We start from the raw sequence: 12619 nt of genomic DNA on the forward strand, positions 1-12619 counted from the left end.
GGCCGAACATGTCCGACTTCGACGCGGCGAGCTCGGAGAAGGCCGCGCGCAACGCGGCGCTGCGCAACCAGATCGACGACATGCTCGCGGACCTCCGGAGGAGAACCGCCGACATCGAGCAGAAGCAGGACGAGGCGGCGCAGCGCACCTTCGAGGTGTCCTCCGAGGACGGCATGGTCACCGCGCGGGTCGACGCCACCGGAACCGCGCAGGAGGTGCGGTTGTCGGACAAGGCGTTCCAGCGCACCACGCCGGACAAGCTGGCCGCCGCGATCACCAGCGTCCTGCGCGAGGCCGCGGGGACCGCCCAGCGCGAGCTGCGGAGCACCTTCGCGGCCGAGGCCGACACCTCGAACGTGCCGGAGGTGCCGGGCATGCCCGCGCTGCAGGGCCTGCTGCGCGGCACCCCGCTGGTCGAACCGCCGGACCCCGAGGCCGAACGCGCCCGGCGCCGCAGCGAGGAGTCCGCGGAGCACCGGCCCGCGCCGCAGGTGAGCGCGCGGCCCGACTGGGACGACGACTGGGACTGGGACAACAGCCGACGAGGGGGCCGCCGATGAGCGGGAAGATGCGGATGCAGCCCGGCGAGATCCGCGCCGGGGGCAAGAAGATCGGCAACGCAGGCGACGATCTCGACGACGTGCTCAGCACGCTCGAGTCCGCGCTCGACTCCGAGGGCGAGTGCTGGGGCGGGGACGAGGCGGGCCAGAAGTTCGGCGGCGACTACACCGAGGGCCGCGACGGCGTGCTGGACAGCGTGAAGAAGGTCGTCAAGGCGCTCGGCGACATCGACGACAACCTGAAGGCCACCGCTGACGACACCGAGCAGGGCGATGCCCGCTCGGCCTCGGGCATCCAGCGGTCCGGCTCGGACATGCCGCGGTAGGGGGCCGAGTTGAGCATCGAGATGCCCGACGAGGTCAAGTGGCTGCTGCCGATCGTCGTCGGCCAGTCCTGGCCGGAGGGCGATGAGGACGCGATGCGCCGGATGGCCGACGCGTGGCGCGCCGCCGCCGACGGCATCGAGCAGGTCCGCGACTCGGCCAACGGCGGCGCGGCGCAGGCCGGCGGCGCCATGACCGGCAAGACCGCGGAGGCCTTCGACGAGCTGTGGAAGGACATCGGCGAGGGCGGCGAAGCGGCGCTGCCCAAGCTCAAGGAGGCGTGCGAGAAGCTCGCCAAGTCCTGCGACGACGCCGCGCTCGACGTCGAGCACACCAAGCTGACCATCATCGCCTCGCTGATCGCGCTGGCCATCCAGCTGGCAGCGATGGCAGCCGCCGCACCGTTCACCTTCGGAGCCTCCAGCGCGGGTGCGGCGGCGGCCCAGGTCGCCACCCGCAGCGCGGTGCAGGTGTTCTTCCGCCAGCTGGTCATGAGCATCCTGAAGAACGTCGCCATCGAGGTCGCCAGCTCGGTGGCCATCGAGTTCGCGGTGCAGGGCGTGCAGGTCGCGCAGGGCAACCGGGACGGCTTGGACGCGGGCAAGTTCGGCGAGGCCGCGGTCAGCGGAGCCATCGGCGGTGCGGTCGGCGGCGTCTTCGAGGGCGTGGGCAAGGGCATCGGCAAGGGCGCCGGCAACGCCGTCGGCGACGCCGCCGGGGACGCGGCGCGCGAAGCGGGCACCGCGGCCGGGCGCGCGGCCGGCGACGCCGCCGGGGACGCGGCGCGCGAAGCGGCCGAGAGCGCGGCGAAGGCCGTCGGCAAGGAAGCGCTCCAGGAGGGCGCGCTCGGCGCGCCCGAGGGCGCCACGCCCAGCGCCGCCGAGCAGCTGATCACCCAGGGCGAGGTCGACTGGGGCGACGTGGGCATGGGCGCGGCGTCCGGGGGCGTCACCGGAGCGGGCATGGGCGCGGCCGGGGCCGGGCTCGGCAGGCTCGGCGGCGACGTGGACGTGCCCGACACCGACGGTTCGTCGAGCTCGGACGGCGGATCGGGTTCGGACTCCGGCGGATCGAGCTCCGGCGACTCAGGTCCCGACTCGTCCTCCGGATCGGATTCGGCCCCTTCCTCCGGCGATTCGTCCTCGGGCGGATCGGGTTCCGGCTCGTCCTCGGCCGATTCGAGCTCCAGCGACGCGGCCTCGGGTTCGTCCTCGGCTGATTCGAGCCCCACTGGATCGGACTCCGGCTCGTCGGACGCCGATTCCAGCTCCAGCGCTCCGGACTCCGGCGCATCATCGGCGGGTTCGGACTCGTCGAGCGGGTCGGGTGCGGACGGCTCCGCGACCCCCACCAGCTCGGTGAGCTCCGATTCCGGGGGCTCTTCCTCGGGTTCCAGCGACGCCGCGGCCTCCTCGAGCAGCGGCGGGGGTTCCGCCAGCACGCCCGGCGACGTCGCGAGCGGTTCCGGCTCGTCGACCGGTTCGAGCTCCGGCGCGGATTCGCCCGCGACGCCCTCCGGGGCACCCTCGTCCGGTTCGGACGGGTCCGCGGCCTCGGGGACGGGGTCGAGCAACGGCTCGGCCGATTCGAGCACGTCCTCCGGCGGTTCGGCGGCATCGACCGCCTCGGGCTCCGACGCGCCGGGCGACGGTCCGGCGCGCAGTGCCGGCGACGCCTCGTCGGACACCGCAGGCGCACCCTCGGGCACCGGGACGTCGGCGTCCCAGCCGGATTCGAGCCCCGGGTCCTCCACCTCGGACGGCGCCGGTTCGGGCGGCGCGGCCGCGGCGTCCCCGTCCGGCGGGGCGCCCTCCGGCGGAGCGACGTCGATGCGCGGTTCGCTGTCGGCCGATTCCCCGGACGGCCCGGCGACCACGTCGTCGGCCTCCGAGTCGGGAACTGCGACCGCGCCGCCCGCCGGGACCGCAGCACCCAGCAGCCCCTCCCCCGCGGCGCCGAGCAACCCGACCGGCCCGAGCGGGCCCGCAGGCGGCGTGATGGGCGCTCCGCCCGCCGGTGGCGGCGGCCAGGGCGCCGGCGGCGGCAGCACCCCCTCGACCGGCCGGTCCGGCGGGGGCAGCGGCTGGACCGGAACCGCGGGCTCCCCCGGTGCGGCGGCGCGCCCGACCGGCGAGGCGGGCCCGAGCCCCGACTCGGGACGCCCGAAGGCCGCCGCGCGCGGCCCGGAGGCGCCCGCGCGACCAGCCGGACGCACCGACCTGCCCCAGCAGCGCGCCCCGCACTCCGCGGACGCGGCTCCGCACCGGGAAGCACCCACCACCCGGCCGGAGGGCACGCGGCCGGACGCGAACCGCCCCGCCCCGGACGGCGACCAGCGGCCTCCGCGCCCGGACGGCGACGGCCCGGCGGACCAGCCGCGGACCGATCCCGATCCCCGCGCGGACGCCGAGCCCGGCACGCCCGAGCGCCAGGACCAGGTCGCAGCGGCCGAGTCGACCCGCCAGCAGACCCCGGCCGGTTCGTCGTTCCACACCGACCCGAACATGCGCGAGCTCGCGGACAAGGTCCCCGACGACGGCGTCCACCACACGGCCGACGTCCACGCGCTGCCCGACGGCCGGGTCCGCATCGGCGATCACACCTTCTCCGCGAAGGAGTTCGCCGACGTGCTCCGCGACGACCCCGATTGGGACGGCAAGCCGATCCGCCTGCTCTCCTGCGACGCCGGGACCAGCGGCCTCGCCCGGGACCTCGCCAACGAGCTCGGCGTCCCGGTCACCGCCCCGCGCGGCCTGGCCTGGACCGACGGCAGCGGCCGCGTCTTCGCCTCCGACATGGGCCCCGACGGCCGCCCGGGCTGGCCCCCGAACGGCGGCTGGGACACCCACGACCCCGACGGCACCACGACGGAAGCCAGCAACGACGGCTTCCACCCGCCCCGGGACGGGGAGGACCCGGGCCAAGCCCCCGATGACGCCGAAGCTCGGGGTCAGAAGGGCGAAGGCGACTGGCGAGATCGACCCTACGAAGGGTCCGGCAGAACTCCTCGGGACAAGGTCAACGACCCCGGTTACATCGAACGGCACTACTACGAACGTGAGAAGGGCGGCCGGGTCGAGCTCGTCTGGAGGTCGCATCGCGAGGACGTGGACTCGAACGGCAACCCCCTTCCGGACCAGCGCGACGACAACGGCGACCTGAAGCGCAAGCGCACCGACGAATACGGGGAGCCGAAGCTCGACGTCAAACTCGTTGACGGCAAACCGGTCTTGGCCGATGACCTCCCCGCTCCCGAGCCCTTCTTCCCGAAGGGTTCCGACGCCGGTTCGTACCCGCGCGACGTCCAGCAACGCATCGAGCAGCAGATCGAAGCGAACATGGAACGCCACCGCCGCGACGGCGACGACCGCGCTCTGAGCCACGAGAACCGCCCCTCGATCGCGTCCGATGCCGACCGAGCACGAGCGCGGTACGACCAGGCGAAAACCGATGCGACCGAGTCCGGGGAAATCCAGCCCAACGCGTCGAAACTCGAGATCGAACGGGCACTGGACGAGGATGTGGTCGCGGACAAGAAGTACCACGCGACGATTCGCACGAAGCTCGGCGAGGAGACCGGCGAAGCGGTTGCGGACCGCTTCAGCAGTGACTTCATCGCGCGCACGTGGGGCGAAGGCGCGGAAACCGAGCCCGTTCAGAGCAACGTCGGATCAGCCGGCGGACGCAGCGGTGCGGACGAGTTCGACCAGATCCGCGAGCCCGTCGAGGGGGAGTTCCTCGTCACCGAGGCGAAGGGACCCTACGCGTCGTACGACGCACGCTGGGACATGACCGGGTCGCGGCGAGTTCAGCAAGGGCATCCGGCCTATTTCGACACGATCCTGTCGAAGCTCTTCATCTCGGATCCAGACCTCGCCACGCGGATTTCACTCGCTCGACAGCTCGACCTCGAAGACGGCCGCGTTCCTCCGCGCGTTCAATACATCGGCGTCCAAGCAACCATCAAGGGTGATAACATCGGCTACGAGGCCACTGAGTTCGATTTGGATCCTCCTCAGATGGACCCATTGCGAAACCAGAACGATGATGCGGGTGAGCGATGATTACCGTGGACAATCACCCTGCGGACACGCAGGAGGCCGCCGAGAAGCTCCCCGCGCTCACGAGTGGATTCAGCACGCTCGCCGCGGGAATCACCAAGGTTCCCAGTCAGCTCAACACGTTGGCCGACATCTCGCTCATTCGCCTCGGGCACCAGTGCTCGGTGGATCGGAGCGCCGAACTCCTGGACACCTGGAAGGCCCTCACGATTGCCGACCAGGCGCTGTCCGCCATCTTCGCCGTGGCGACCTCCGATGAGGACTCGGTCGACTGCCTCATCGACGACACGCGCTACGAGGTGCCTGCCACCGGACCGACGCACTACAGCAACGCGGACCGCTGGCAGACCGCGCTGTGGCTGGCAGTCATCAGCCGCGATTTCAAGCGAATTCGCGATCTGTGCGATGTGGAGGAATCCACGCTGCGGGCGCGGTCCGATGATTTCGACGAGTTCGTCTACCACTGGATCAAGGCTCTGCAGGCGTATTTCCTGAACGACGACGAACAGCTGCGGGCGGAGATGGAGGAATCATCCAGGCTGCTCGCGCCTGAACACGTCTCCAAAACGCCTTCCTCTTACCTGAGCAACATCTTCTACCCGCAGTTCATCGCCTTCCTGCGGCTTGGCGCTCGGGACAGCGACGGCTTCAGCCAAGCGCTCGCCGATTCCTTGCGTTCGCATCGGGAATTCTGGACCAGCTCGGATGATCAGGCGGCGAACCCGGTCGGCCAGGTTGCGCTCGCACCACTGGCATTCGCGTGCCTCGCGAACGATTCGGGGCTTCCGGTTGAGGTGTCCTCCGGCTACCTGCCATCCGGGTTCGTCGCGGGAGCGAGGACCGCCGAGTACCAGTTCTGACCGCCAGGCGGGCGAGGCCGAAGCGGCGCGGGTGGGCCAGGCCCTGGCCGTCGCAGACCAGCACGTCAAGCGCGACCGAGAGCCGCTGCAGCGATCCCGCCGAAGGACCCGGTCCCGGCTACGTTCAACCCGACCGCCACCCCGACAGGCCCGGGCAGCCGATCATGCGAAACTGCGAGCCTCGGCGGACGGATCTCGACCAGCGCGGGTCGATGATCAGGCAGAACACCTGGGCCGAAGATGACTTCCCTGCTCGAGCCCCGGATTGCTTCCGAGGGCGTCGGGCGGCGGAGCGCTGAGGAGCTCAACCGGCTCGGCGTCCCAATTGGTCCGCTGCTCGGGTGGTCTCCGGAAGGCGGTACTTCGGGGCCAGGCCGAGCACGAGGTCGCAGGCGGCGTCCAGGGCGTAGCGGTGGCCCACCGAGACGAAGACCGGTTTGACGTGCTCCTGCGTGCGCAGGGCCCTGCCCACCTCCTCGCCGTCCATCTCGATCGACGTCCAGGCGCCGCGCGGTTCGCCCGGCGGGTCGAAGCGGCCCATGGGGGTCTTGCCGACCCCGATGGCCGGGAGGTCGGTCAACACGCCGAGGTGGCAGGCGAGACCGAAGCGGCGCGGGTGGGCCAGGCCCTGGCCGTCGCAGACCAGCACGTCCGGCACGACCGAGAGCTGCTGCAGCGCCGCCAGCAGCGGCGGGGCCTCGCGGAAGGCGAAAAGACCCGGGACGTAGGGGAACTCGGCGCGTCCGCGGACGACGGTGCTGTCCACGACGGACAGCGCGGGCACGTCGAGGACGGCCACCGCGGCCACCAGCTCGTCGGAGGACTCGTCGTAGGCGACGTCCAGCCCCGCCGCGGTGCGGACCTCGGCCGGTTGGCCGTCGAAGCGCACCAGCGGGCGCAGGCGCTGCTGGACGGCCACCGCTTCCGACACCGTGGACGGCCGCTCGTGCTCGCGGACCTCGATCACGCGCCGAGCCCGGCCGTGCGCGCGACCGCGGTTGCCGCGCGCACGGCCGGCCCGCTCGGGAAAGCCGGGAAGAACCGTGACCTCCCCGTCATGCGCGGTCACCAGTCGAGCTGCGGGCTCTCCGTGCGGCTGCGCTTGAGCTCGAAGAAGTACGGGTAGCTGGCCATGGCGACCGCACCGTCGAAGATCTTGGCCGCCTCCTCGGGCTCCGGGACGCGGGTGATCACCGGGCCGAAGAACGCCACCCCGTCGACGTGCAGGGTCGGGGTGCCGACCTCGTCGCCGACCGGGTCCATGCCCCGGTGGTGGCTGGCCCGGAGCTCCTCGTCGTGCTCGGTGCTGCTCGCGGCGCGAGCCAGCTCGGCGGGCAGCCCGACCTCGGCCAACGAGTCCGCGATGACCTGGTCGTAGTCCTTCTCGCCCTTGTTGTGCAGGCGGTGGCCCAGCGCGGTGTACAGCGGCTCCAGGACCTCCTCGCCGTGGCCCTCGGCGGCGGCGATGCACACCCGGACCGGGCCCCAGGCCTTCTCCATCAGGTCGACGTACTCCTCGGGCAGGTCGCGCCCCTCGTTGAGCACCGCCAGGCTCATCACCCGGAAGTGCAGGTCGATGTCGCGGACCTTCGCCACCTGGAGGATCCAGCGCGAGGACACCCAGGCGAACGGGCACACCGGATCGAAGTAGAAGTCCACGCGCGGGCGGGCAGCGGCGGTCATCCCAGCCTCCATAGAGAGAAAGATCGTGTTGCCGGGCGTCTCGCACGACGCCCCGTCTTGAGGTACCAACCAGCGAGAGGGCGCTCGTCTTCCCGATCCGGCCGACACGCCGCGGAACGAGGGGCGTGTGCCCCGCAGCGGAGAACTACACCGACGTGATTTGATGCGAGCCGGGTCGCCAGGAGCGGCCGCTTCGAACTTGCCCCTACGAACGACGAGGTGATCCGTGGCACCGCCGAACCTCACCCGCGAACAGGCCGAGCAGCGCGCAGCACTGCTGGAGGTCCAGTCCTACGCGATCGAACTGGACCTGTCCGCTGGCGCAGGCGGCCCCGAGGTGGAGACCTTCGGTTCGACCACCACGGTTCGCTTCCGCAGCAACCGCGCCGGCGCCGACACCTGGATCGACCTGATGGCCTCGAAGGTGCGCAGCGCGGTGCTCAACGGCGTCGAGCTCGACCTCTCCGACTACGACGAGTCCACCGGCATCGCCCTGCCCGGGCTGGCCGAGGAGAACGAGCTCGTGGTGCGCGCCGACTGCGCCTACACCAACACCGGCGAGGGCCTGCACCGGTTCATCGACCCGGTCGACGGGGCGGTCTACCTCTACAGCCAGTTCGAGACCGCCGACGCGAAGCGGATGTTCACCTGCTTCGACCAGCCGGACCTCAAGGCGACCTACCAGATCACCGTGGACGCCCCGGAGTCCTGGAAGGTCATCTCCAACGCCGCGGCCGAGGTCGCCGAGAGCGGTTCCGGCGTCCAGCGGCACACCTTCGAGACCACCCGACCGATGTCGACCTACCTGGTGGCCCTGGTCGCCGGCCCCTACGCCGAGTGGCGGGACACCTTCCCCGGCGAGGACGGCCAGGACGAGATCCCGCTGGGCGTCTACTGCCGCGCCTCGCTGGCCGAGCACCTCGACGCCGAGCGGCTGTTCACCGAGACCAAGCAGGGCTTCGGCTTCTACCACAAGGCCTTCGGCGTGCCCTACCCGTTCGGCAAGTACGACCAGTGCTTCGTGCCGGAGTTCAACGCGGGCGCCATGGAGAACGCCGGCTGCGTGACCTTCCTCGAGGACTACGTGTTCCGCTCGAAGGTCACCGGCTACCTCTACGAGCGCCGCGCCGAGACCGTGCTGCACGAGATGGCGCACATGTGGTTCGGCGACCTGGTCACCATGCGCTGGTGGGACGACCTGTGGCTCAACGAGTCGTTCGCGACCTGGGCCAGCGTGCTCGCCCAGGTCAGCGCCACCGAGTACGACGCCGCGTGGACAACCTTCGCCAGCGTGGAGAAGTCCTGGGCCTACCGCCAGGACCAGCTGCCCTCCACCCACCCGGTGGCCGCCGACATCCAGGACCTGCAGGCCGTCGAGGTCAACTTCGACGGCATCACCTACGCCAAGGGCGCCTCGGTGCTCAAGCAGCTGGTGGCCTACGTGGGGCTGGAGAACTTCCTGGCCGGGCTGCGGGTCTACTTCGACCGCCACGCCTGGGGCAACGCCACCCTGAACGACCTGCTCCAGGCCCTGGAGGAGGCCTCCGGCCGGGACCTGTCCTGGTGGAGCGCGCAGTGGCTGGAGACCACCGGGCTGAACATGCTGCGGCCGCGCTTCAGCACCGACGACGAAGGCCGGTTCACCTCCTTCTCGGTGGTCCAGAACGGCGCCCGGCCGGGCGCGGGCGAGATGCGCACGCACCGCCTGGCCATCGGCGTCTACGACGACGAGGGCGGCAAGCTGGTGCGCCAGCACCGCGTCGAGCTCGACGTCACCGGCGAGACCACCGAGGTCGCCGAGCTCGTCGGGGTGCACCGCGGCAAGCTGGTGCTGGTCAACGACGACGACCTGACCTACTGCTCGCTGCGCTTCGACCCGGACTCGCTGGCCTCGGTGATCGACCGGATCGGCGACATCGACGAGTCGCTGCCGCGCGCGCTGTGCTGGTCCACCGCTTGGGAGATGACCCGCGAGGCCGAGCTCAAGGCCCGCGACTTCGTCAACCTGGTGCTGGGCTCCTCGGCCGAGGCGGGAATCGGGGCGGAGAGCCAGATCGGCGTGGTGCAGCGGGTGCTGCTGCAGACCCAGACCGCGCTGGCCTCCTACGCCGACCCGTCCTGGCAGGCCGAGGGCTGGAAGCGGTTCAGCACGCGACTGCTGGAGCTGGCCCGGGCCGCGGAGCCGGGGTCGGACCGCCAGCTGGCCTTCGTGAACTCGCTGGCCGGTTCGGTGCTCGGCGAGGAGCAGCTGACCGCGCTGCGCGGCTGGTTGGACGGCTCCGACCCGCTGCCCGGCCTGACCGTGGACACCGACCTGCGCTGGCAGCTGCTGCAGGCGCTGGTCGCGCACGGCAAGGCCGACGAGGCCGAGATCGACGCGCAGCTGGCGCAGGACCAGACCGCCACCGGCAAGCGCCGTGCCGAGCGGGCCCGCTCGCTGATCCCGGACGCGGAGGCCAAGGAGCGCGCCTGGCAGCGCGCGGTGCACGACGACCAGCTGCCGAACGCGATCAGCGACGCGATCATCGCGGGCTTCCAGCACCCGGCGCAGCGCGAGCTGCTCGCGCCGTACGTGCAGCGGTACTTCGCCGAGATCGACGAGGTGTGGGCCCGCCGCTCCAGCGAGCGCGCGCAGCCCACGGTGATCGGGCTCTTCCCGTCCTGGGCGGTGACCGACGAGACCGTCGCCGCGGCCGACGAGTGGCTGGCGGGCGACCGCCCGGCCGCTCTGCGCCGCCTGGTCTCGGAGGGTCGCGCGGGCATCGTCCGCGCCCTCGCCGCCCGCGAGTTCGACCGCTCGTGACGCCCCGTTTCGCCTGGAACCGCCCCGGGACCGCGCGGTTCCAGGCGAAACCGGTCCCGACGTGAAGAAGCCGCCCCGGAAGTCGGTTCCGGGGCGGCTTCGCGCGGTCGGTCAGTGGTGCTCGTGGGGCTTCTTGAACGAGGTGCCCGCCGCGTCGGCGAGCATCCGGATGCCGCTGATCATCCCGTCGATGAGGTCGTCCTCCTTGAACGAGGCGACCATGCTCATCGCGGCGAGCTGGCAGGAGCGATCCGGGATCCGCCGGTGCGCCTCCTCGCCGGTGACGATCTCGAACTTGCGCTGCCCCGGCGACACCGCGATCAGCGCGCCCTCGGACGCCGCGGACCCGAGGCCCGCGTGCAGCTCCTCGGCCTGCTTGCGGGTGTCCTCGCCGAGGTCGCCCAGGTAGATCGCGAACTCCAGACCGGTGCTGCGGCTGGCCTGCGTCATCGCGTCGTCCAGGCGGGCCAGCTGGCCCGGGCTGAACGGCAGGCGAGGGCGGTCGGGTTCGACGCGGCGCGCGATCGACATCCGCCCGGTGGGCATCAGCGCTTCGCCCTCGCCGGGCTCGCGGTCCTCGACGGGCGCCTTCTCACCAGTTGCCACGTGCACCTCCCCGGGCAGTGCTGGGCCGCGCGTCGTCCGGCACGGCCCCGCCTTCGACGTCCGTCGGCGCGGCGTTGTTCACGCCGGCGGGATTGGCCGCCCAGAAAACGGGCGCAAAGTTCCACTCCTCGCCCGCGCGGTACCGCGGCCGGGAGAACCTCGGCCACATCGCGATCAGCACGATCAGGCCGTAGATGGCCGCTGGGATCACCACCAGGGCGAGCACAGTCTCCGCGACAGTCAACACGGTCAGTACGGTAGCCGATCGCCGAGTTCCTGTGTGCGCGGCGACGCCGCGCACTTCGATCTTTCGCCGGCTCGCGAACAAGCTGATCCCCGAGCGAAACGGCACCCGGAGGAAAGAATTCCGTTCAGCTACCCACTGCATCGAAGTTAAGTGACCCGATTCACTTCGTTTCACTCATTCGCACGAACGTGGGCGGCCAAATGGAGTCGAACCGGACGGCTCCCAGACAGGTCGAGTTGGCGGCTTGTTACTCGCAGCTCGTGATCATAGCTTTTCACCTGTATGGGTCTTGAATATTTGATCACACCCGTTTTGGACACGGAGAGCTCACGGAGGCACGCCATGTCGATCTTCGAAACCGCCACTCAGGCCACCCAGATCACGCTTCCGGAGACCGGTCGGCCACTCGCTGAACACGGCGTGCGGATCAGCGCTCACGGCGTCCGGATCAGCCGGGGCGTGCGGATCTCCGGCCGCCACGGCGTGCGGATCAGCGGGCGCGGCGGCGTGCGGATCAGCAACCGGCGCGGGGTCCGCATCAGCGGCCGCAGCGGGGTCCGCATCAGCGGGCGCGAGGGGGTGCGGATCAGCTGACCCGAGCGCAGATCCTCAGGCCGCGGACTCTCCCAGGTAGGGCAGCCACAGCGGATCCGCGTCGTTCAGCCCGGCGAGGAGCCGCCAGTGCCTGCCGCGCGGCGCCTGCGGCGCCACCGGGAGCCGCCAGCCCAGCTCGCTGAGGGTCTTGTCCGCCTTGCGGTGGTTGCACTTGGTGCAGCAGGCGACGCAGTTCTCCCACGTGTGCGGCCCCCCGCGCGAGCGCGGGAGAACATGATCTATGGTTTCCGCTCGTGCGCCGCAGTAGACGCACCGGTGGTTGTCCCGCAGCATCAGCGCCGCGCGGGTCAGCGGAACCCGGCCGCGGTACGGCACGCGCACGAACGTGCTGAGCCTGATCACGGACGGGATCTCCACCGTGGTGTTCGCCGAGTGCAGCACCATGCCGGCGGAGTCCCCGTGGACCACCTCGGCCTTGCCGCAGACGACCATCACGATGGCGCGCCGCAGCGGCAGGGCGGTGAGCGGTTCGAAGGTCGTGTTGAGCAGCAGCACGCGGCGCTTGCGCCAGGAGGGCGTGTGACCGGGCGGCCGATCCGCCTGGGGTGGCCCCTGCCCGCGGGCCGGTGGGCACAACGGGGCCCGCGACGCGAGGCTCGTGGCCTTCCGCGCCGGTTGTCGGGTCGGTTGTCGGTCTGGCACGCGACCACCTCCACCGGTGTCGGCCAAAGTTCAGCACAGAAACCCAGCCGAACGCACGTGTGATTCGCCACGCCACGCCGGGTGATTCACCCCACCCCGCATTTTCGCAGGTGAGCACCATCGCGACCGCGTGCGAACCCCGAACTCCATTCTCGATCACCCGCCGCCGGGGCGCGAATGATCTCTCCGGGTGATTCCGCGCCGTTCGGCGGCCGCTC

General features: G+C 71.2%; 11 protein-coding genes and 1 pseudogene. 6 read left to right on the plus strand and 6 right to left on the minus strand.

What is annotated here, in order from left to right; all coding sequences use genetic code 11:
- Positions 1-8: 8 nt before the first annotated feature.
- Genes ACFQRI_RS12585 through ACFQRI_RS12600 form a run of 4 tightly spaced genes read left to right on the plus strand, consistent with a single transcriptional unit; the run spans position 9 to position 5805 of the window.
- Complete coding sequence (locus ACFQRI_RS12585) at positions 9-560, plus strand: YbaB/EbfC family nucleoid-associated protein (RefSeq protein ID WP_380667933.1); 552 nt, start codon at positions 9-11, stop codon at positions 558-560.
- Positions 557-886: a WXG100 family type VII secretion target gene (locus tag ACFQRI_RS12590; protein WP_380667935.1), complete on the plus strand. Its 330-nt coding sequence runs from the start codon at positions 557-559 to the stop codon at positions 884-886. Before ACFQRI_RS12585 ends, ACFQRI_RS12590 begins: the two co-directional genes overlap by 4 nt.
- Before the next feature lie 9 nt (positions 887-895).
- Complete coding sequence (locus tag ACFQRI_RS12595) at positions 896-4948, plus strand: WXG100-like domain-containing protein (protein ID WP_380667937.1); 4053 nt, start codon at positions 896-898, stop codon at positions 4946-4948.
- The gene (locus ACFQRI_RS12600; RefSeq protein ID WP_380667939.1) at positions 4945-5805 is read left to right on the plus strand and encodes an immunity 49 family protein; all 861 of its coding nucleotides are present in this window, start codon (positions 4945-4947) and stop codon (positions 5803-5805) included. The genes ACFQRI_RS12595 and ACFQRI_RS12600 overlap by 4 nt, the downstream gene beginning before the upstream one ends.
- 22 nt (positions 5806-5827) lie before the next feature.
- Here the strand turns inward: ACFQRI_RS12600 and ACFQRI_RS12605 are convergent.
- From ACFQRI_RS12605 to ACFQRI_RS12615, 3 genes and pseudogenes are all read right to left on the minus strand, one after another.
- A pseudogene (locus ACFQRI_RS12605) lies at positions 5828-5896 on the minus strand (endonuclease V); the annotation flags it as partial.
- 213 nt (positions 5897-6109) lie between these two features.
- Positions 6110-6772 (minus strand): endonuclease V, encoded by a 663-nt coding sequence (locus tag ACFQRI_RS12610; RefSeq protein WP_380667941.1) that lies wholly within the window; start codon positions 6770-6772, stop codon positions 6110-6112.
- A 98-nt stretch (positions 6773-6870) separates the two neighbouring features.
- A complete protein-coding gene (locus ACFQRI_RS12615) occupies positions 6871-7488 on the minus strand; it encodes a mycothiol-dependent nitroreductase Rv2466c family protein (protein WP_380667943.1) in 618 nt (205 codons plus the stop codon).
- Between the two features lie 226 nt (positions 7489-7714).
- Between ACFQRI_RS12615 and pepN the strand changes: the two genes are divergently transcribed.
- Positions 7715-10291: an aminopeptidase N gene (pepN, locus tag ACFQRI_RS12620; RefSeq protein WP_380667945.1), complete on the plus strand. Its 2577-nt coding sequence runs from the start codon at positions 7715-7717 to the stop codon at positions 10289-10291.
- 111 nt (positions 10292-10402) lie between these two features.
- On the opposite strand, the gene ACFQRI_RS12625 is transcribed toward pepN, so the two are convergent.
- Both ACFQRI_RS12625 and ctaJ read right to left on the minus strand, forming a co-directional pair.
- Positions 10403-10897 carry a DUF5130 family protein gene (locus ACFQRI_RS12625; protein ID WP_380667947.1) on the minus strand — a complete coding sequence of 165 codons (495 nt, stop codon included), beginning with the start codon at positions 10895-10897 and terminating at the stop codon, positions 10403-10405.
- Positions 10884-11144, minus strand: coding sequence for an aa3-type cytochrome oxidase subunit CtaJ (gene ctaJ, locus ACFQRI_RS12630; protein ID WP_380667949.1), 261 nt, complete (start codon positions 11142-11144; stop codon positions 10884-10886). The genes ACFQRI_RS12625 and ctaJ overlap by 14 nt, the downstream gene beginning before the upstream one ends.
- Before the next feature lie 342 nt (positions 11145-11486).
- Between ctaJ and ACFQRI_RS12635 the strand changes: the two genes are divergently transcribed.
- Positions 11487-11738, plus strand: coding sequence for a hypothetical protein (locus ACFQRI_RS12635; RefSeq protein ID WP_380667952.1), 252 nt, complete (start codon positions 11487-11489; stop codon positions 11736-11738).
- A 15-nt stretch (positions 11739-11753) separates the two neighbouring features.
- Here the strand turns inward: ACFQRI_RS12635 and ACFQRI_RS12640 are convergent, their stop codons facing one another.
- A complete protein-coding gene (locus ACFQRI_RS12640; protein WP_380667954.1) occupies positions 11754-12401 on the minus strand; it encodes an HNH endonuclease in 648 nt (215 codons plus the stop codon).
- Between the last annotated feature and the right edge of the window lie 218 nt (positions 12402-12619).

The organism is Saccharopolyspora griseoalba (genome assembly GCF_042665275.1).
GTDB classification, from domain to species: Bacteria; Actinomycetota; Actinomycetes; order Mycobacteriales; family Pseudonocardiaceae; genus Saccharopolyspora; species Saccharopolyspora griseoalba.